This window comes from Sphingomonas sp. (assembly GCF_035998645.1).
Classification (GTDB): Bacteria; Pseudomonadota; Alphaproteobacteria; order Sphingomonadales; family Sphingomonadaceae; genus Sphingomonas.
The window spans coordinates 474,133-491,765 of sequence record NZ_DASYHL010000002.1; the positions used below are offsets into that span (position 1 = coordinate 474,133).

Annotated in this window: 22 protein-coding genes; 9 read left to right on the forward strand and 13 right to left on the reverse strand. The window is 67.8% G+C overall.

Features of this window, described 5'->3' with window-relative positions; translation table 11 throughout:
• Window positions 1-13 precede the first annotated feature (13 nt).
• Entirely contained in the window at window positions 14-715 is a 702-nt protein-coding gene (locus VGN66_RS02555; RefSeq protein ID WP_327517275.1) for a DsbA family protein, read from the reverse strand.
• Window positions 715-1,227, reverse strand: coding sequence for a DUF721 domain-containing protein (locus VGN66_RS02560; protein ID WP_327517276.1), 513 nt, complete (start codon window positions 1,225-1,227; stop codon window positions 715-717). The genes VGN66_RS02555 and VGN66_RS02560 overlap by 1 nt, the downstream gene beginning before the upstream one ends.
• Before the next feature lie 27 nt (window positions 1,228-1,254).
• Here VGN66_RS02560 and mutY point away from each other — a divergent pair, with 27 nt between their 5' ends.
• From mutY to nudC, 3 genes are read left to right on the forward strand one after another with little or no spacing between them, the layout of a single operon-like run.
• Complete coding sequence (mutY, locus tag VGN66_RS02565) at window positions 1,255-2,304, forward strand: A/G-specific adenine glycosylase (RefSeq protein ID WP_327517277.1); 1,050 nt, start codon at window positions 1,255-1,257, stop codon at window positions 2,302-2,304.
• Window positions 2,301-3,596: a serine hydrolase domain-containing protein gene (locus tag VGN66_RS02570; RefSeq protein WP_327517278.1), complete on the forward strand. Its 1,296-nt coding sequence runs from the start codon at window positions 2,301-2,303 to the stop codon at window positions 3,594-3,596. The genes mutY and VGN66_RS02570 overlap by 4 nt, the downstream gene beginning before the upstream one ends.
• Window positions 3,596-4,474, forward strand: coding sequence for an NAD(+) diphosphatase (nudC, locus tag VGN66_RS02575; protein ID WP_327517279.1), 879 nt, complete (start codon window positions 3,596-3,598; stop codon window positions 4,472-4,474). The genes VGN66_RS02570 and nudC overlap by 1 nt, the downstream gene beginning before the upstream one ends.
• Here nudC and VGN66_RS02580 read toward each other — a convergent pair.
• On the reverse strand, window positions 4,471-4,905 hold the full coding sequence (locus VGN66_RS02580) for an MAPEG family protein (RefSeq protein ID WP_327517280.1): 435 nt from the start codon (window positions 4,903-4,905) through the stop codon (window positions 4,471-4,473). The two genes, nudC and VGN66_RS02580, sit on opposite strands and share 4 nt — an antisense overlap.
• 204 nt (window positions 4,906-5,109) lie before the next feature.
• Between VGN66_RS02580 and rpmF the strand changes: the two genes are divergently transcribed.
• The 5 genes from rpmF (at window position 5,110) to VGN66_RS02605 (ending at window position 8,107) form a co-directional block, all read left to right on the forward strand.
• Entirely contained in the window at window positions 5,110-5,289 is a 180-nt protein-coding gene (gene rpmF, locus VGN66_RS02585; protein ID WP_327517281.1) for a 50S ribosomal protein L32, read from the forward strand.
• Window positions 5,290-5,315: 26 nt separating this feature from the next.
• Window positions 5,316-6,347 carry a phosphate acyltransferase PlsX gene (gene plsX, locus VGN66_RS02590; RefSeq protein WP_224922064.1) on the forward strand — a complete coding sequence of 344 codons (1,032 nt, stop codon included), beginning with the start codon at window positions 5,316-5,318 and terminating at the stop codon, window positions 6,345-6,347.
• A gap of 23 nt (window positions 6,348-6,370) precedes the next feature.
• On the forward strand, window positions 6,371-7,339 hold the full coding sequence (locus VGN66_RS02595; RefSeq protein WP_327517568.1) for a beta-ketoacyl-ACP synthase III: 969 nt from the start codon (window positions 6,371-6,373) through the stop codon (window positions 7,337-7,339).
• Window positions 7,340-7,476: 137 nt separating this feature from the next.
• Window positions 7,477-7,776: an integration host factor subunit alpha gene (locus VGN66_RS02600; protein ID WP_327517282.1), complete on the forward strand. Its 300-nt coding sequence runs from the start codon at window positions 7,477-7,479 to the stop codon at window positions 7,774-7,776.
• A 1-nt stretch (window position 7,777) separates the two neighbouring features.
• Window positions 7,778-8,107 (forward strand): MerR family transcriptional regulator, encoded by a 330-nt coding sequence (locus VGN66_RS02605; RefSeq protein ID WP_327517283.1) that lies wholly within the window; start codon window positions 7,778-7,780, stop codon window positions 8,105-8,107.
• Here the strand turns inward: VGN66_RS02605 and VGN66_RS02610 are convergent, their stop codons facing one another.
• The 5 genes from VGN66_RS02610 to VGN66_RS02630 all read right to left on the reverse strand — a co-directional run bounded on the left by VGN66_RS02610 (window position 8,108) and on the right by VGN66_RS02630 (window position 13,340).
• Window positions 8,108-8,647, reverse strand: a complete 540-nt coding sequence (locus VGN66_RS02610) for a histidine phosphatase family protein (protein WP_327517284.1) — start codon at window positions 8,645-8,647, stop codon at window positions 8,108-8,110.
• Window positions 8,644-11,364 carry an ATP-dependent DNA helicase gene (locus VGN66_RS02615; protein WP_327517285.1) on the reverse strand — a complete coding sequence of 907 codons (2,721 nt, stop codon included), beginning with the start codon at window positions 11,362-11,364 and terminating at the stop codon, window positions 8,644-8,646. The genes VGN66_RS02610 and VGN66_RS02615 overlap by 4 nt, the downstream gene beginning before the upstream one ends.
• 42 nt (window positions 11,365-11,406) lie before the next feature.
• On the reverse strand, window positions 11,407-11,673 hold the full coding sequence (locus VGN66_RS02620; protein WP_327517286.1) for a hypothetical protein: 267 nt from the start codon (window positions 11,671-11,673) through the stop codon (window positions 11,407-11,409).
• 69 nt (window positions 11,674-11,742) lie between these two features.
• A complete protein-coding gene (locus VGN66_RS02625; protein WP_327517287.1) occupies window positions 11,743-12,402 on the reverse strand; it encodes a COQ9 family protein in 660 nt (219 codons plus the stop codon).
• Window positions 12,399-13,340 carry a DMT family transporter gene (locus VGN66_RS02630; protein ID WP_327517288.1) on the reverse strand — a complete coding sequence of 314 codons (942 nt, stop codon included), beginning with the start codon at window positions 13,338-13,340 and terminating at the stop codon, window positions 12,399-12,401. The genes VGN66_RS02625 and VGN66_RS02630 overlap by 4 nt, the downstream gene beginning before the upstream one ends.
• Window positions 13,341-13,398: 58 nt before the next feature.
• Between VGN66_RS02630 and VGN66_RS02635 the strand changes: the two genes are divergently transcribed.
• Window positions 13,399-14,487, forward strand: a complete 1,089-nt coding sequence (locus tag VGN66_RS02635; RefSeq protein ID WP_327517289.1) for an alkene reductase — start codon at window positions 13,399-13,401, stop codon at window positions 14,485-14,487.
• Window positions 14,488-14,508: 21 nt separating this feature from the next.
• Here VGN66_RS02635 and VGN66_RS02640 read toward each other — a convergent pair whose 3' ends face one another.
• Genes VGN66_RS02640 through VGN66_RS02660 form a run of 5 tightly spaced genes read right to left on the reverse strand, consistent with a single transcriptional unit; the run spans window position 14,509 to window position 17,632 of the window.
• Window positions 14,509-14,946, reverse strand: a complete 438-nt coding sequence (locus VGN66_RS02640) for a hypothetical protein (protein ID WP_327517290.1) — start codon at window positions 14,944-14,946, stop codon at window positions 14,509-14,511.
• Entirely contained in the window at window positions 14,943-15,485 is a 543-nt protein-coding gene (locus VGN66_RS02645) for a GNAT family N-acetyltransferase (protein WP_327517291.1), read from the reverse strand. Before VGN66_RS02645 ends, VGN66_RS02640 begins: the two co-directional genes overlap by 4 nt.
• A complete protein-coding gene (gene ribH / locus VGN66_RS02650; RefSeq protein WP_327517292.1) occupies window positions 15,482-15,898 on the reverse strand; it encodes a 6,7-dimethyl-8-ribityllumazine synthase in 417 nt (138 codons plus the stop codon). Before ribH ends, VGN66_RS02645 begins: the two co-directional genes overlap by 4 nt.
• Window positions 15,898-17,037 (reverse strand): 3,4-dihydroxy-2-butanone-4-phosphate synthase, encoded by a 1,140-nt coding sequence (gene ribB / locus VGN66_RS02655; RefSeq protein WP_327517293.1) that lies wholly within the window; start codon window positions 17,035-17,037, stop codon window positions 15,898-15,900. The genes ribH and ribB overlap by 1 nt, the downstream gene beginning before the upstream one ends.
• Window positions 17,024-17,632 (reverse strand): riboflavin synthase, encoded by a 609-nt coding sequence (locus tag VGN66_RS02660; protein ID WP_327517294.1) that lies wholly within the window; start codon window positions 17,630-17,632, stop codon window positions 17,024-17,026. The genes ribB and VGN66_RS02660 overlap by 14 nt, the downstream gene beginning before the upstream one ends.
• Window position 17,633: the final 1 nt, after the last annotated feature.

Consider the following 17,633-nt stretch of genomic DNA (forward strand, 5'->3'; position numbering starts at 1 on the left):
TTGGGGGGATAGATCAGCGCGCGCCGGCGGCACGCAGTTCGGGTTCGAGTGTATCCCAATGGCCACCGCCACCGGTCTTGCCGTTGATCACGAAGGTTGGCGTGCCCTTGATCACCTTCCACGATGCCTCGGCCATCGCGCTCAGGCGGCCGAGGTCGGCCGGGTTGGCAAAGCACTCGTCGATCCGCGCCTGGGTCATGCCGCGACCGCGCATCAGCGGGCTGAGGCCCGACGCTTCGGCCACCGCCTTCAACCGGGCCAGTGGCGGCTGCGACTGGAGCGCCGGCTCGTTGGTCTTCCACCATTGCGAGCCGATCCGGAACCACGAGCGCTGATCGGCAAAGATCGCGTCGGTCGCCCCGGAAAAGCCCTGCGGTCCGGCGCAGCGGGCGAGCAGCGCGGCCGCCATGTCGATCGGGTCGCGCACTGCGTGCCGCACTTCGATCCGCACCGATCCGCGGCGGACATAGCCGTTCTTCAGCGGCAGTTTCGATTCGGCAATGAACTCCGCGCAATGGCCGCAGCTGTAGCTGATATATTCGACCAGCTTCACCTTCGCCGCCGGATTGCCGATCAGATAGGCGCCGGACGGGGCCTGCACGACATGCGTCGACCAGTCGCGCGCTGCGGGCGCCTTTTTGGGCTGTTGCGCGGCTGCGCCGCAGGCAACGACGGCGGCAACGGCAAGCGGCGCGAGGACGGCGAACAGACGCATCAGTCGATCTTTCCAAGTTTGAGCACGGGCGCGGCGACGCCCGCTGCGAGCCCTTCAAGCACCGCACGCAATTCGGGATCGACAATCGCGCGCAGGCTGTCGCCGAGTTCGGCGGGGATGGGGGCCGCGGGCAGCGGCGCGGTGGGTTTTGCCGGGCGGGTGACCTCGCCCTGGCGGATTGCGACGCGGGCGACTGCGGGATAGCCGAAGAAGCGGTTCACCCGGTCGACGATCTCGGGTGCGATATGCTGCATCATCGGGGCGTGGGCGCCCTGAACGACCAGGCTGAGGACGCCGTTCGATCGCTCGCCGCGCGGGAAGCGGATCGATTCGGGTGACGAGACGCCAGCATAGCGCTCGCCGACGATCTCGCTCCAGCGGCTGAGCACCGCGCTCTGGATGAAGCCGAACTTGCGGAACGCGACGCGGCCGACATCGGGCACCAGATCCGCGACGGCGCGAACACGGTTGCTGCGGCGGGGTGCGTCGGGGGTGGCGCGCGGCTTACTCATCGGCGTCGTCCATGCCATAGGCGGGGCGTGCCCGACAATGTTTCTCGCGACATCGCCGATCTGCTGCTCGCCTGGTATGATGCCAGCGCCCGGGTGCTGCCGTGGCGCGCGCCGCCGGGGACGCCGCCGCCCGATCCGTATCGCGTGTGGCTGTCCGAAGTGATGCTGCAACAGACTCAGGTCGCGGCGGTGATCCCCTATTTCGAGAAATTCACGACGCGCTGGCCCGATTTCGCGAGCCTCGCGGCTGCGCCGGATGCCGAGGTGATGAGCGCGTGGGCGGGGCTGGGCTATTATGCTCGCGCGCGCAACCTGCTCGCCGCCGCGCGGGCGGTGGCGGGGGAGCATGGCGGGCGGCTGCCTGCGGACGAGGCGACGTTGCGCACCCTTCCCGGCTTCGGCGCCTATACGGCGGCGGCGGTGGCGGCGATCGCGTTCGGGCAGCGCGCGGTGGTGGTCGATGGCAATGTCGAGCGGGTGGTGACGCGGCTGTTTGCGGTGGCGGAAGCCCTGCCGGGGGCGAAGCCGCAGGTCCGGGCGCTGACCGATTCGATCACGCCGGACGCGCGCGCGGGCGATTTTGCGCAGGCGATGATGGATCTGGGCGCGACGATCTGCACCCCGCGCAATCCCAAATGCCTGCTGTGCCCGCTTGCCCAATCCTGTGCCGCGCGGCGGGCCGGGACGCCGGACGCGTTTCCGGTCAAGGCGAAGAAGCGCGCGCGGCCGGTGCGCTACGGCACGTTTTTCTGGCTCGAAGTGGACGGGGCGGTGCTGCTGGTCCGGCGCCCGGACAAGGGACTTTTGGGAGGCATGCGTGCGCTGCCGACAGGACCGTGGAGCGACAACCCGCCGGGGCTGGCCGATGCGCCGGTCGCGGCCGACTGGACGTTGCGCAACGCGGCGATCCGCCATGTCTTTACGCATTTCGAGCTGAACGGCGTGCTTGCGACTGCAACACTCGCGCGTCACATAGGCGCGGTCGAGGGCGAATGGTGGCCGATCGAGCGACTGGATGAGGCAGGACTTCCGCGGCTGTTCGCCAAGGCGGTCGAGGCGATGGAGAGCGAAGCATGAAGCGGACCTGGATGATCGGTGGCGCGGCGGCGCTGGCGCTGGCGAGCACGCAATCGGCGGCGTTCGGACAGGCGGCGACTGCGACGCGGACGGCGGCTCCGGTCGAGGCGCTGGCGAAGGACTATGTCGCGCAGAACCGCACCCAGGGCATCGTCGTTGCCTATGGTGTCGGCGATTCGGCGCCAGTCTTTGCCAGCGCAGGCCGCATCGCGGTGGAGGCCGACGCCGCTGCTGCCACGCCCGACTCGCTGTGGCGCGTCTATTCGATGACCAAGCCGATCACCGCCATGGCGGCGATGATGCTGGTCGAGGACGGCAAGCTCAAGCTCGACCAGCCGATTTCCGACTTCTTCCCCGGTTTTCGCACCATGAAGGTGCTGACCGATCCGGCCAACAGCCTCGACAGCCGGCCCGCGACGACGCAGATCACGGTGCGGCATCTGGTGACGCACACCGCCGGCCTTGGCTATTCGATCATCACCAAGGGGCCGCTGCTCAAGGAATATGAGCGGCTCGGCATCACGCCGGCTGCGGTGAACGCGGCGCTGGAAGCGCAGGCGCGGCCGCTGCGCCCCACCAGCCTCAAGGAATTTGCCGAGCGCGTCGCGACGCTGCCGCTGATCGCCGAGCCGGGCACGAAGTGGAGTTACTCGATCAGCCTCGACCTGCTGCCCGCGATCATCGAGGCGGCGGCGGGGATGCCGTATGAGCAGTTCCTGCAGACGCGGATGCTGACGCCGCTCAAGATGACCTCGACCTATTGGACGGTGCCGCAGTCGGAGATCGGGCGATTCGCAACCAACTATGCCTGGGCGGGCGAGAACCGCATTCCGTTCGATCCGGCCAAGACCTCGGCGTGGCTGACGCCGCCGTCCTTCCCCTATGGCGGCGCTGGCCTCGTCATGTCGGCGCGCGATTATGACCGTTTTCTGCACATGCTGGCGAACGGTGGCGCGGTTGATGGCGTGCGGGTGATGAAGGCGGAGACGGTGCGGCTCGCCATGTCCGATTTGCTGCCCGCAGGCGTCACCTTTGGTGGCGCGCCGAGCGGAAGCGGCGGGGCGGCGGGGCCGAAGATGGGCTATGGCGCGGGTGGTTCGGTGCAGCTTGAGGATGTTCCGGGCGGCGCGGGCAAGGGCACCTATGGCTGGGGCGGCGCGGCGGGTACGGTCGCGTGGGTCGATCCGTCGAAGAAGATTCGCGGGACGGTGATGGTCAATTACTTCCCGTCCGACAAATGGCCGCTGCGCGCCGATGCGGTCAAAGCCGTTTACGCCCAAGCAGCGCGCTGATGCGGCTTGAAGTCGGGTTCACCGGCGGGGTGCTCGACCGCGCCGACCGCGAGCGGAACAACCCTGAAGCACTTGCCGCAGCGTTGGGTGACTGGCGCGCGCGGCTGCTGAGGCTCAACGGGCTCGATCCCGAGCTGGACGGCGAAGGGCGGCTGGTCTGGGCGAGTCTTGCCGACCTGCCCGACGACGCTGAGCCTTTGTTCCTCGGTTATATCGACGGCAAACCGCATTTCGTCCCGCTGCGCATGGGCGAGCGGCATGGCGCGGCGCGGTCGCCGGCCTTGTTCGCGATGCTGGGGCTGATGCAGCCCGATCAGGCGAGCCTCTATGCCTGCGCGCGCAGTCTGGTCGACTGGCACCAGCGCCATGGCTTTTGCGCGGCCTGTGGCAGCGCGACCGATATCTTCCGCGCGGGCTGGGCGCGGCGTTGTTCCGGTTGTGGTGCGGAGCATTTTCCGCGCACCGACCCGGTCGTGATCATGCTCGCCGAACATGACGGGCGCGCGCTGCTCGGGCGGCAGGCGGCATGGCCCGCAGGGCGCTATTCGGCGCTCGCCGGGTTCGTCGAGGTCGGCGAATCGGTCGAGGAAGCGGTTGCGCGCGAGACGCTCGAGGAAGCGGGTGTCCGGGTATCGGACGTACGCTACATCGCCAGCCAGCCCTGGCCATTCGCGTCGTCGCTGATGATCGCCTGTATCGCGCGTGCCGAAGATGACACGCTATCGCTCGACACCACCGAGATCGAGGACGCGATGTGGGTCACGCGGGATGAGGCGCGCGCGGCGCTGGCGGGTGCGCCCGATGCCCGGTTCATCGCCCCGCCGCGCTACGCGATCGCCCATACGCTGTTAGCCGCGTGGGTCGAGCAAGCCTCTTAACCCGACACCTCGACCATCTCGATCGTTTCCGATTCGCTGAATGCGAAATAGGGGATGGCGGCGGCATAGCCGGCCAGGCCGATCGTCACGAGCAGGGTGACCGCGATGCCGATGCTACGGCCCGGCATCCAGCCGTCCATCCCGAATGCGTGAAGGATGCGCCCGGCGACAAACAGCGCCGCGACCGCCCACAGCCAGGTCTCGGTCCCGACCGCCAGTTCGATCAGCGCGATCAGGATCAGCACGAACGGGGCGTGCTCAACGAAATTGAGCTGGGCGCGCATCCGCGCGGTCAGCCGGGTGCTGCCCCCGTCACCGACCAGGATTTTCTCGGCGCGCCGCACCTGCCCGACTCGGAACGTGAGCCAGGCATTGAGCAGCGCACAGGCCGAAGCAGCGGCTAGCGTCACCGGCAGGATGATTGCGTCCATGGATTGCTTCCCCCAATAAGGTGTCTTCGGTGCCACGCCGCGCGCCGCCTTGCAACTTGAACGGAAATCGGTATAGGCGCTCGCTCGCTTCGCGACTGGCCCAGGGCTGTCCGGCGAGTGCCGGACCCCGGCGCTTGCCCGTTCGCCGTCATGGGCGTATCGCGATCCAGGTTTTAAGACGACAGTTCAAGAAGGTTTGCCGAAATGGCCGTCCCCAAGAGAAAAGTTTCGCCCAGCCGCCGTGGCATGCGCCGGTCGCACGACGCCCTGACGGTCCAGGCCTTTCAGGAGTGCCCGAACTGTGGCGAGCTGAAGCGTCCGCACGTGCTGTGCGGCTCATGCGGCCATTATAACGGCCGCGAGATCGTCTCGGTCGAGGGCTGAGCCCAAGCAATCAAGGACCGTTGGCCATGACCTCAAGCGCACGAATCGCCGTCGATGCGATGGGCGGCGATGAGGGGCTGGCGGTCATGCTCGCCGGAGTCGCGCGTGCGCGACGCCGGTTCGATGGCATGCGCTTTCTGCTCGTCGGCGACGAAGACGCGATTCGCGAGGGGCTGAAGTCCCATCCCAACCTCTCCGTTGCGTCGGAAATCGTCCACGCGCCCGAGGTTGTGACCGCCGCCGACAAGCCGAGCCAGGCGATTCGCCGCGCCAAGACGACGTCGATGGGCATTGCGATCGACCTGGTGAAGCGGGGCGATGCCGCCGCTGCCGTGTCGTCGGGCAATACCGGCGCACTGATGGCGATGGCAAAGCTGTCGCTGCGCACAATGCCCGGTATCGATCGCCCTGCGCTTGCCGCGCGGATGCCGACGCTGGGCGATAATGATGTGGTCATGCTCGACCTGGGCGCGAATACCGAGGTCGACAGCCGCAACCTCATCCAGTTCGCGGTCATGGGCGCCGCATATGCGCGCACCGTGCTCGACCTCGAATCGCCCCGAGTCGCGCTGCTCAACATCGGCACGGAAGAGCTCAAGGGCACCGACATCATCCGCGACGCCGCGCAGAAATTGCGCGCCGCGACGCATCTTCCGCTGCGCTTCACCGGGTTCGTCGAGGGCAATGCCATGTCGCGCGGCAATGTCGACGTGATCGTGTGCGACGGGTTTTCGGGCAATATCGCGCTCAAGACGGTCGAGGGTACGGCGCGATTCGTCGGCGACCTGCTGCGCCGCGCCTTTTCCAGCTCGATTCGCTCGAAGATCGGCTTTCTGATCTCGAAGCCGGCGACCGATTTGCTGCGGCATCACCTCGACCCCAACAATCATAATGGCGCGGTCTTTCTCGGCCTCAATGGCATTGTCGTGAAGAGCCACGGCAGCGCCAACGAAGTCGGGGTCGAAACCGCGATCGGCGTCGCCGCCAAGATGGTGCGCGACGATCTGACCCGCCGCATCGCCGAGGATCTCGGCAATTTCGAGGCCCAGGCAGCATGAGCGAATCGAGCGCCGTCGCAACGATGCGGCGTGCAGTGATCACCGGAACGGGATCGGCGTTGCCGCGTCGCCGCGTGTCGAATGCCGAGCTGGCGGAGCGGGTCGATACCACCGACGAATGGATCGTCGAGCGCACCGGAATCCGCTTCCGCCATATCGCCGGTGATGACGAGACGACATCGACCCTCGCCACCGATGCGGCGCGGGCGGCGCTGAGCGCGGCGGGGATCGACGCGCAGGCGGTCGACCTGATCGTGCTCGCGACCGCGACCCCCGACCAGACGTTTCCGGCCAGTGCAACCCGGGTGCAGGCGGCGCTGGGCATCGACGATTGCGTCGCGTTTGACGTGGCGGCGGTCTGCTCGGGCTTTCTCTACGCGGTGCAGGTCGCGGAGAGCATGATCCGCGCGGGCAGCGCCAATTGCGCGCTGGTGATCGGTGCGGAAACGTTCAGCCGCATCCTCGACTGGGAAGATCGCACCACCTGTGTGCTGTTCGGCGACGGCGCCGGCGCGATCGTGATGGAGGCGCAGGATACGGCGGTCGATGGCGGGCGCGGCGTGCTCGCGACCAAGCTGCACGCCGATGGCCGCCACAACCAGCTGCTCTATGTCGATGGCGGCCCGTCGACCACTGGGACGGTCGGCAAGCTGCGGATGAAGGGCAAGGAAGTGTTCCGCCATGCGGTGGTCAACCTTGCCAGCGTGATGACCGAAAGTCTGGTCGCGGCGGGACTCGACCCGGAAGACGTTGACTGGGTGGTGCCGCATCAGGCCAATGCCCGCATCCTCGACGCGACGGCCAAGAAGCTTGGCCTGGCGCCGGAGAAGGTCGTGGTAACGGTCGACCAGCATGCGAATACGTCGGCCGCTTCGGTGCCGCTCGCGCTCGACACGGCGGTGCGCGACGGGCGGATCAAGCAGGGCGACCTGCTGGTGCTCGAAGCGATGGGTGGCGGCTTTACCTGGGGCGCTGCGGTGGTCCGGTTCTGATCGGGTATTGGTACCATTCCGGTCCCGCCGAGGCGACGTCGCTACCGTAGTATCACGGTATCGTAACGCGGGCGCAACGATGGTTGCACCATTCCCTCAATGTGTTACGGTAACAAGACGGGGCTGGAGGGTTTAGAATGACATCCGCTGCGACGCTGACCAGGGCTGATCTCGCCGATGCGCTGCATCGCGACGTGGGGCTCTCGCGCGCCGATGCTTCCCGGCTCGTCGAACAGATCCTCGGCCATATGTGCGAGGCGCTGTCCAAGGGCGAGAATGTCAAGATTTCGGGCTTCGGCAGCTTCGTGCTGCGCGATAAGGGTGAGCGGATCGGGCGCAACCCGAAAACCGGGGTAGAGGTGCCGATCGCACCCCGCCGGGTGCTCACCTTCCGCGCCAGCCAGATGCTGCGCGACCGGATCGTCAGCGGGGGATGATATGGCAGCCGGTCCGGATAAGGGCCCCGAAGCCTTCCGGACGATCGGTGAGCTTGCGCAGGAAATCGGGCGCCCTCAGCATATATTGAGATATTGGGAAACGCGGTTCGCCCAACTCCGCCCGCTGCAGCGCGCGGGAGGACGACGCTATTACCGGCCCGACGATGTCGCGCTGGTGCGGCGCATCGACTCGCTGCTCAGTCGTGAGGGTTATTCGATCCGCGGAGTCCAGCGCCTGCTCGATGCCGAGCGGGGTGCGCGGCGCGGGCGCTCCGACTCGCTGCGCGCAGTGCGTGACGCGCTGCAGGATGCGTTGAACGAGGATCGCTGATCAACTCTCCGGGCCGAGTGCCGGGTCGAGGTCGCGGGGGCGGACAAAACGCACCAACGTGCCGGCGCTGGAGCGAATCGCGCCCCAATCGTCCGTGTCGAACGTGATCATCGCCAGCGCGGCGGTCGGGAATTTCTCCTCCACCGAATCGCGCAGCAGGTCGCCGACGCGGTCGGGGACCAGCATCAGCACCAGATCCTCAAGCCCCGGATTATGGCCGATCAGCAACGCGCTGTCGGCGCCTGCGGGCAGTTCATGGACCACGTCGAGCAAGGTCGAGGCCGAGGCGAGATAGATGCGGCGGTCCCATTCGGGGGCGAGCGCGCTGCCATAGCCGGTCTCGACCTGTTCGACCGTCTCGACGATTCGGGCAGCGGGTGAGGCGACGACATGATCGAATGCCAGTCCCTCGCTGCGCATATGGCGGCCAACGGTTACTGCGGCGCGTTGCCCGCGCGCATTCAACGGCCGGTCGAAATCGCGGGCGACGGCATCGTCCCAGCTCGACTTGGCGTGGCGCAGCACCGTCAACGTCTTCATCGGCCCTCCCGATCGGCGGTTTCGCGCGCCTTCTGCCCCAGCGATGCGACGGAGGAAAGACGCCGCACGCGCTCGACCGCTTCATCCAGCGTGAGCCGGCGTATCGGGGTACCCGCAGGGAAGGCGTCGAGCAGGCGCGATGGGGTCGCCGCGGAGAGCAGTACAAAGGCCCCCGAATCATCGGCGCGCCGGATCAGCCGCCCGAACGCCTGTGCCAGCCGCGCGCGAACGATGCGGTCGTCATAGGCGCTTCCGCCATTGGTCAGACGGCGGGCGGCGTGGAGTACGCTCGGCTTGGGCCAGGGCACGCCCTCCATCACCACCAGCCGCAGCGAGTGGCCGGGCACGTCGACGCCATCGCGTAAGGCATCGGTGCCGATCAGCGAGGCGCGCGGATCGTCGCGGAAGATGTCGACCAACGTCCCCGTGTCGATCGGGTCAACATGCTGGGCGTAGAGCGGGAGCCCTTCGCGCGCGAGGCGGTCGGCGATGCGGGTGTGGACAGCGCGCAACCGCCGGATCGCGGTGAACAGCCCCAGCGTCCCGCCCTGCGCCGCGACGATCAGCCGGGAATAGGCGGCGGCGAGCGCGCCCATGTCGCCGCGCTTGATATCGGTGACGATCAGCACTTCGGCCTGACGCGGATAGTCGAACGGCGACGGTGCTTCGAACCGCTGTGCCGGGTTGAGCAGATGCTGTGCCCCGCTGCGCTGTTCGGCGACGTCCCAGTCCCCGCCCGCGCGCAGCGTTGCTGAGGTAACCAATGCGCCGTGCGCCGGCTTGAGCACCGTTTCGGCAAAGGGCTTGCTGGGGTCGAGCCAGCGGCGGTGGAGGGCGATGTCGATTTCGCGGCCTTCGATGCGTTCCACGGCGAGCCAGTCAACGAAGTCGGCGCTCGCCGGGCCGCCGATGCGCGCGACGAGCGAGAGCCACGCGGCGACGGTTTCGGCACGCCAGCCGAGCGAGGCGATCGCCCCCTCGATCCGCGCGCGCGCTTGCCCGTCCATCCAGTCGGGCGCTTCGTCGAGCACCGCCTCCAGCCGTCGCCCGAGCGCCATCAGCGGGCGCAGCAGCGATTCCAGCGCGGCGGCGGCGGGCGGGATGGCGTCGATCAGCGGCGCGTCGGGCTCGGCCAGTTCGGTCTCGATGCCATAGCCCGCCTCGCCCGAGCCATCGGCGTCGCGGGCATAGACAAGGCCGCGGACGGCCGCGAGCAGCTGCTCGATTGCGCCGAACGGCTGGCCCTCGGCCAGGCGCTGGAGCCAGCCATCGGAGGGCAAAGCGCGGGCGGCATCGACCGCCTCAGTGATCGCGCGCGCGCCGGCATCGTCATAGCTGGCGACATCCGACAGGCGCGCGGCCAGGCCACGGCGGCGACCGCGCGATCCGCTTTCCGGGCCGGTGACCCAGCGGCGCAGCTCGATCGTTTCCTGTCCCGACAATGCGACGCTGAACATCGCGTCGGCGGCGTCGAACAGATGATGGCCCTCGTCGAACACATAGCGGGTCGGGCGCGTCGCGGTTTCGCGCCCGCGGGCGGCGTTGACCATCACCAGCGCGTGGTTGGCGATCACGATATCGGCCTCGGCGCTCGCCCGCGCGGCGCGCTCGATGAAGCATTTGCGGTAGTGCGGGCAGCCGGCATAGACGCACTCGCCGCGCCGGTCGGTCAGCGCGGTCGATCCGTTGCGGCGGAACAGCACGGGAAGCCAGCCGGGCAGGTCGCCGCCGACCATGTCGCCATCGGCGCTATAGGCCGCCCAGCGCGCGACCAGCTGCGCGAGCACGGCAGCGCGGCCCGCAAACCCGCCCTGCAGCGCGTCCTCGAGGTTGAGCAGGCAGAGATAATTCTCGCGGCCCTTGCGCGTGACGATCCGCCGCTTGCGCTCCTCCGGATCGGCGATCAGCCGCTCGCCTTCATGGCCGAGCTGGCGTTGCAGCGCTTTGGTGAAGGTCGAAATCCACACCGCGCCATCGGCCTGCTCCGCCCACAGCGAGGCGGGGGCGAGGTAACCCAACGTCTTGCCGATGCCGGTCCCGGCCTCGGCCAGCACCAGATTGGGCGAATCGCGCATCGTGCGCGGAGCGAAGGCGCTTGCCGCCGCTTCGGCATAGAGCCGCTGGCCGGCGCGGGCTTCGGCGCCGGCCCCGGTCAGCGCCGCGAGCCGATCGCGCACCGCTTCAGGATCGAGCGTCACGGTGCGCGGCGGGGTGCGCGGCGCGCCCTCGCTCCATTCGGGCAAGCGCGAGAACAGCCAGCGCTCGGCCTTTTCGGGCTTGCTCAGGCGCTGCGATACGGCCGGTGCCCAGCTCCAGCGCAGCCGCGCGAGCGATTGGGCACCGTGCCACGCCCCCTCGCGCTCCGGCCAGTCAGTTTCGGCAATGGCCAGCATCGCCTCGGCCGCGTCGCGCAGGAATGGTGCGACACTGGCGTCGTCGGCGGGCTCGGCTATGCCGAGCGTGCGGGCCAAACCGCGCGGTGTCGGCACCATGAACCGCGCCGGGCGCAGGAAGGCGAACAATTCCAGCAGGTCGAGGCCGGACAGGTCGGGATAGCCCAGCCGCTGCGCCGCGAGCGGCGCGTTGAGCAGGATCACCGGCGTGTCGGCGGCGATCCGCACCGCCTCACCCCGCCCGATGCTGCGCGTGCCTTCGGCGGTCGCGATCCAGATGCCGCCATGGCTGGCGTGCAGCGCGGGATAGGGAAGTGGAGTCACAATACGCCCCGCCTCACCAGGTGAGGCGGGGTCGGCCCCGGATCAGGCGTCGGGCGATCCGCCCGGCTGGTGGGTATGGACGACATGCACCTGCACCGGCTGATCGACATGGGTCGCTGCGGTCACCAGTCCCCAGATCCACGCGCCCAGCATCATCGGGCCGCCGATGATGACGCCGATCACGGTGAGCGTGAGGAACAGGCCGACGAAATAGATGATCAGCTGCGCGATGCCCGCGCCGGTCTTGCCGATGACCAGGCTGCCCACGCCCGGAATGAAAAAGTTGAGAATGATTGCCACGGCCTTCATCGGTCGTTCCCCCGTCTAACAAGGGGGCCAGCCTAAGCAGCTTCTGCGAGCGGGGCAATCGGTGCCGATTCACCGCGCGGTGTAGCGCAGCCGGCCGATGAAACGCGACATGCTGAAGCGATGGTCGGTCCGCGACGCCAGCTTCGCCTTGGCCTTTTCGAACTGCATGATGTTGTCGATCCGGCGGGAGAGGAAGGCGCGGGTGTCGGCCTGCCCCTCGCTCTCGTCATTCAGGAACACCGCGATCGTCGCGGCGTAGATGCCGCCGAGCATCGCGCGCTTGGTATAATGGTTATAGTCGGTCGCGGTGTCGCCCGCGCGCCGCCACATCGCATCGGCCGAACGCCAGCCGAGCCGGGCGGCGCGCGCGGCGTTCTGCGGCATCGCGAGGATCGCGACCGCGCGGCGCAGTGCCTCCCGATCCGGGGCGAGGATATCGAGTCGTGCCTCGACCAACGCAGTGATCCGGGCGCGGATTTTCATCGATGCGAGCGTTTCGGGGGGCAGGCGACTGGCCATCTCACGGTCGACATGCGCGAACCACAGGTCGATCATCTCGACCGGCTTGGCCGGAATGGCGAGCCGGGCAATGTCGTGATCCGCCCCGATTGCGTCGGCAGCAGCGGTGACCGCGTCCGCGCTCCACCCGTCAAAGGCAGCATTGGGGGCGAGGCGCGGCGCAAGCGCGTCGCGAAGCTCGTCCAGCGTCATGTCGGCAACCTGGGTCATGTTCCCGTTTTAGCCTCTGCCTCGCTCGACGCAACCTGTCCCGGAGGGCTTTTGCCGCGTCGGACCAGGACGAGGGCGACCGCGACCAGTGCCGCGCCGATGAAATCGGGTACGCCCAGCCGCTCGTCATAGACGATCCACCCGACCGTCCCGGCGACGACCGGCTGGGTCAGCAGGGCGATGCCGACGACCAGCGGCGAAAGATGGCCGAGCGCGTAGATCAGCAACCCCTGCCCGATGACCTGGCTGGCGAGCGCGAGGCCGACGAGAATGCCCCAATTCTGCGGCCAGATCTGCTCGCCCAACACCCACGCGAAGATCAGCATCGGGAGCGTCCCGAACAGGCTGGACCAGGCGAGCGCGGGAAGCGGTGCCATCGCCGCGCGGGCGCGGGCCATCATGATGAAATAGACGGTATAGAGTGCCCCTGCGAGCAGGCAGAGCAGGTCGCCGACCAGATTCTGGGGCGAAAGTTCATAGGAGCGTCCGAGCAACAGCCCCGCGCCGATTGCTGCAAGGGCAAGCGCCAGCCCTTGTTGGCGCGTCGGCCAGGCGCGCGCGATAAGAAATCCCCAGATCGGGTACATCAAGGTCGCCGAGTTTCCGAAAAGCGCCGCATTGGCGAGGTTGGTCCGAAGAATCCCGACATGCCATGCAGCAAGGTCGCCTGCGAAAACGACCCCGGCAATCACCAATACGCCCCATAGCCCGCGCGTCCCCCGCATCGCGCCGCCGCGGCTGACGAGGATGATCGCGAACAGGAACGGGACGCCGAGCGCGAGTCGCCAGAAGCCAGCTGCGACCGGCCCGACATCGGCGGCGCGGACGAACCATGGGCCGAACGCGAGCGCCAGATTGCCGATCAGCAGCGCGGCGAAGGGCAAAGCAGACGCGCTTTGTTGCGGTGCAGCTTTTCTTGGAGGGGCAGACTCGTGCATCGCGCCTTTAGCGTCCTATCTGTTGCATTATGCAACCCAATTGGAGGGAAATTCACTGATGCCCGACCTGTTCGATCCCCTGACGCTGGGCGCGATCACCGCACCCAACCGCGTGCTGATGGCGCCGCTGACCCGCGGCCGTGCCGATCGCGATGCGGTGCCAACCGCGATGATGGCCGACTATTATGCCCAGCGCGCTTCGGCCGGGCTGATCATTTCCGAAGCGACCGGGATCAGCCGTCAGGGACTGGGCTGGCCGTTCGCACCCGGCCTGTGGAACGATGCGCAGGTCGAGGCATGGAAGCCGGTGATCGCGGCGGTTCACGAGGCAGGCGGACGGATCGTCGCGCAGCTGTGGCATATGGGGCGTCAGGTCCATAGCTCGGTCATCGGCGAGCAGCCGGTTTCGTCCTCGGCCACGCAGACCAAGGGGCATATGCACACCTATGAGGGGCGTCAGCCTTCGGAGGTCGCGCGCGCGCTCGACCTGTCGGAGATTCCCGGCATCCTCGACGATTATGCCCGCGCCGCCGAGAATGCGCGCAAGGCCGGGTTTGACGGGGTGCAGATCCATGCCGCCAATGGCTATCTGATCGACCAGTTCCTGCGCGACGGCGCGAACCAGCGCAGCGACGCCTATGGCGGCAGCATCGACAACCGCATCCGCTTGCTGAGCGATGTGGCCGAGCGGGTCGTCGCGGCGATCGGTGCGGACCGCACCTCCGTGCGCCTGTCGCCCAATGGCGAAAGCCAGGGCGTCGATGACAGCGATCCGCATGCGCTGTTCCTGCCCGCCGTAAAGCGCCTGTCGGAACTCGGCATCGCCTTCCTCGAACTGCGTGAGCCGGGGCCGGAGGGGACGTTCGGTCGGACCGAGGTGCCCAAGCTGAGCCCGGCGATCCGTACCGTGTTCGACGGGCCGCTGGTGGTCAATTCGGACTATGTCACCCGCGAGGAGGCGCAGGCCGCGCTCGACAGCGGGGTGGCCGACGCGGTGAGCTTTGGCCGCACCTTCCTTGCCAATCCCGACTTGCCCGAACGGCTGCGCACCGGCGCGCCGCTCAACGAGGGGAATATGGCGACGTGGTATAGCCAGGGGCCGGAGGGGTATATCGATTACCCGGCGCTGGCGAAGCAGGACGCGTAACCCACCGAGCTGGGGTGTTTCCTAACCCCGCTCCACATCATCCAGGCGCGCGGTGATCCATTGGCGGATCGCCGCGCGCAATTTGGGTTGCAGGGCGAGCACGAACGGCACGACGATCAGCCAGGGGAAGAACAGGAAGGCGATCGAAAAGGCGAAGAACAGGCCGATCAGCCAGCCGCCGATCGCCTTGCCGATCCTGTCGTTGAACCGGTCGCCCATCACGATCCGGCGCGGTGCCTTGAGGTCGTAGAGTGGCGAGGTGGTCAGGACCTGCGCGCCGCTGCGGTCGTCGATGCGGCGCGGTTCGGTTTCGGTGATCGGGCGGTCTGGCGCCAGCTGACGATCAGGCGGGACGATGGGGCCGGGCGCACTGGCGGGCTGTCCGGTCAGCGTATCGATCACCACCAGCCGCCGGTCGCGCTCGACGACCTTGTAGCGGCTGGGTGGGACTTCGGTCACCGTGCGGCTCGTTCGGCGCGCCATTGTTCGGCGCTCTGCCCCCAGGCGTCGACGGTGACGTCGGCATAGGGGGCGGGAAGCGGGACCCGGCGCAGATTGGTCGACCCCAGCCGTTGGGCGAGGCGGATCGAGCGAGTGTTTTCGGGCGCGATGGTGTGGATCACCTCGCTCCAGCCAAGCACATCGACGGCATAGTCCATCGCCGCGACCGCGCCTTCATAGGCATAGCCGCGCCCGGCGAATTCGCTCGCGACGCCCCAGCCGACTTCGGTGCCCGGCCAGCCTTCGGGCATCCACGGGCCGAGGCGACCGACCCATTTGCCGGTCGCGCGTTCGATCACGCTGAACATCGCGAACCCGTTGATCTCCCACGCGCCGGCCATGGTGCACAGCTGGCGCCAGGCGACGCTGCGTTCGACCGGGCCGCCGAGATGTTCGGTCGCGACTGGATCGGCGGAGAAGGCCGCCCAGCCGTCCAGGTCCTCCGCCGCCGGCCGGCGCAGGATCAGCCGTTCGGTGAAGAGGATCGGGTGGGTCATAGTCTTTGTTTGAGCGCCAGCATCGCGATGGCCGCTTCGGCGGCGCCACCGCCCTTGTCGAGCTGCGCGGGATCGGCGCGGCGGATCGCCTGTGCCTCGTCCTCGGTGGTGAGGATGCCGTTGCCGATCGGGATGCCGTCCATGGTCAGCGCCATGATGCCGCGCGCGCTTTCGTTCGACACGATCTCGAAATGATAGGTCTCGCCGCGGATCACCACGCCGAGCGCGACATAGGCGTCGTAGCGCTGCGTTTCTTCGGCCAGCACGATCGCGCCGGGCAGTTCGAGCGCGCCGGGGACGGTGACGGTTTCATGGGCATGGCCCGCCGCCTCGATCGCGGCGCGGGCACCGGCGAGGAGCATGTCGTTGAGATGGTCGTAAAAGCGCGCTTCGACGATCAGGATGTTGGCCATTATTCGGCTCCCAAGTCGATCGCGCGCTCACCGACGATGCGCAGGCCATAGCCGTCGAGCCCGACGAGCGTGTGATGGGTGTTGGTGAGTAGCACCATTTCCTCGACCCCCAATTCGTTGAGGATCATCGCGCCGACGCCGTAATCGCGCAACTCCTCCATATCGACTTCGGTGCGCTTCCCGGCCTTGCGCTCGATCGCCATGGTGAAGGCGTCGGCGCGCGGCTTGTTGATCACGACAACGACGCCTGCGCCCTCTTCGCCGATGATCTCCATCGACCGCTGGAGCAGGCGGCCGCGGTCGCCCGCCTCGCCGAACACATCGGCGAACGGCGACAGCGCGTGCATGCGGACCAGCGTCGGCTTGTCGGGCGTGACGCGGCCCTTGACCAAAGCGAGCTGCTCGGTCCCGGTGGCCTTGTTCCAGAAGGCGATGCTGCGCCAGTCGCCGCCCCAGCGGCTCTGGAACACGGTTTCCGCGCGCCGTTCGACCAGATGATCGTAGCGGCGGCGATACGCGATCAGGTCGCGGATCGTGCCGATCTTGAGGTTGTGCAGCTGGGCAAAGGCGACGAGGTCGTCGAGCCGCGCCATCGTGCCGTCGTCCTTCATGATCTCACAGATCACGCCCGACGGGCTGAGCCCGGCGAGGCGGGAGACATCGACCGCCGCTTCGGTATGGCCGGCGCGCACCAGCACCCCGCCCTCGCGCGCGATCAGCGGGAAGACATGGCCGGGCGAGACGATGTCGGCGGCGTCCTTGGTCGCGTCGGTCGCGACCGCGATGGTGCGCGCGCGATCGGCGGCGGAGATGCCGGTGGTAACGCCCTCCTTCGCCTCGATCGAGACGGTGAAGGCGGTGCCCATGCTGGTGCCGTTGTGCCGCGCCATCGGCTCAAGCCCGAGCTGGTCGGCGCGCCCCTGCGTGATCGCGAGGCAGATCAGCCCGCGGCCGTGCTTGGCCATGAAGTTGACCGCGTCTGGGGTCGCCATCTGGCCGGGGATGACCAGGTCGCCTTCATTCTCGCGGTCTTCGTCATCGACCAGGATGAACATGCGGCCGTTGCGCGCCTCGTCGATGATCTCATCGGGCGAAGAGAGGAAGGCGTGCGGAAGACGGCTGACTTCAGGACTGGCCACGAGCGGCCTCCATACGTTGGAGATAGCGTGCGAGCACGTCGATCTCGAGATTGACCGCCTGACCCTGGGCCAGCGCGCCGAGCGTGGTCACGGCCTGGGTGTGCGGGATGAGGTTGATCGCGAAATGCGCGGTGCCGTCGGGCTGATCGGCCACTTCGTTCACCGTCAGCGAGACGCCGTCGATGGTGATCGATCCCTTGGCCGCGATGAACGGGGCGAGGCTGGCGGGCACCGATATGCCGATCCGCTGCGAATCGCCTTCTGCGCACAGGCCGAGCACCGTGCCGACGCCATCGACATGGCCGGTGACGATATGCCCGCCGAGTTCGTCGCCGACCTTGAGCGCGCGTTCGAGGTTGAGGCGCTGTCCGGCGACCCACTGAGGGGCGGTGCGCGAGACGGTTTCGTGCGACACATCGACCGCGAACCAGCCCGGCCCCTTGTCCACCACGGTCAGGCAGACGCCTGAACAGGCGATCGACGCACCCATGTCGACGGTCGCGGTGTCATAGGCGGTGGTGATGCGCGCACGCAGGTCGCCGCGAGTTTCGATCGCTTCGATCGCGCCGACATCGGTGATGATTCCGGTGAACATA

What these genes read in the sequence shown, in the direction of transcription:
- VGN66_RS02555 (WP_327517275.1), bottom strand. Translation starts at nt 715, where the DNA reads ATGCGTCTGTTCGCCGTCCTCGCGCCGCTTGCCGTTGCCGCCGTCGTT.
- VGN66_RS02560 (WP_327517276.1), bottom strand. Translation starts at nt 1,227, where the DNA reads ATGAGTAAGCCGCGCGCCACCCCCGACGCACCCCGCCGCAGCAACCGT.
- VGN66_RS02570 (WP_327517278.1), top strand. Translation starts at nt 2,301, where the DNA reads ATGAAGCGGACCTGGATGATCGGTGGCGCGGCGGCGCTGGCGCTGGCG.
- nudC (WP_327517279.1), top strand. Translation starts at nt 3,596, where the DNA reads ATGCGGCTTGAAGTCGGGTTCACCGGCGGGGTGCTCGACCGCGCCGAC.
- VGN66_RS02580 (WP_327517280.1), bottom strand. Translation starts at nt 4,905, where the DNA reads ATGGACGCAATCATCCTGCCGGTGACGCTAGCCGCTGCTTCGGCCTGT.
- rpmF (WP_327517281.1), top strand. Translation starts at nt 5,110, where the DNA reads ATGGCCGTCCCCAAGAGAAAAGTTTCGCCCAGCCGCCGTGGCATGCGC.
- plsX (WP_224922064.1), top strand. Translation starts at nt 5,316, where the DNA reads ATGACCTCAAGCGCACGAATCGCCGTCGATGCGATGGGCGGCGATGAG.
- VGN66_RS02595 (WP_327517568.1), top strand. Translation starts at nt 6,371, where the DNA reads ATGCGGCGTGCAGTGATCACCGGAACGGGATCGGCGTTGCCGCGTCGC.
- VGN66_RS02600 (WP_327517282.1), top strand. Translation starts at nt 7,477, where the DNA reads ATGACATCCGCTGCGACGCTGACCAGGGCTGATCTCGCCGATGCGCTG.
- VGN66_RS02605 (WP_327517283.1), top strand. Translation starts at nt 7,778, where the DNA reads ATGGCAGCCGGTCCGGATAAGGGCCCCGAAGCCTTCCGGACGATCGGT.
- VGN66_RS02610 (WP_327517284.1), bottom strand. Translation starts at nt 8,647, where the DNA reads ATGAAGACGTTGACGGTGCTGCGCCACGCCAAGTCGAGCTGGGACGAT.
- VGN66_RS02620 (WP_327517286.1), bottom strand. Translation starts at nt 11,673, where the DNA reads ATGAAGGCCGTGGCAATCATTCTCAACTTTTTCATTCCGGGCGTGGGC.
- VGN66_RS02625 (WP_327517287.1), bottom strand. Translation starts at nt 12,402, where the DNA reads ATGACCCAGGTTGCCGACATGACGCTGGACGAGCTTCGCGACGCGCTT.
- VGN66_RS02630 (WP_327517288.1), bottom strand. Translation starts at nt 13,340, where the DNA reads ATGCACGAGTCTGCCCCTCCAAGAAAAGCTGCACCGCAACAAAGCGCG.
- VGN66_RS02635 (WP_327517289.1), top strand. Translation starts at nt 13,399, where the DNA reads ATGCCCGACCTGTTCGATCCCCTGACGCTGGGCGCGATCACCGCACCC.
- VGN66_RS02645 (WP_327517291.1), bottom strand. Translation starts at nt 15,485, where the DNA reads ATGACCCACCCGATCCTCTTCACCGAACGGCTGATCCTGCGCCGGCCG.
- ribH (WP_327517292.1), bottom strand. Translation starts at nt 15,898, where the DNA reads ATGGCCAACATCCTGATCGTCGAAGCGCGCTTTTACGACCATCTCAAC.
- VGN66_RS02660 (WP_327517294.1), bottom strand. Translation starts at nt 17,632, where the DNA reads ATGTTCACCGGAATCATCACCGATGTCGGCGCGATCGAAGCGATCGAA.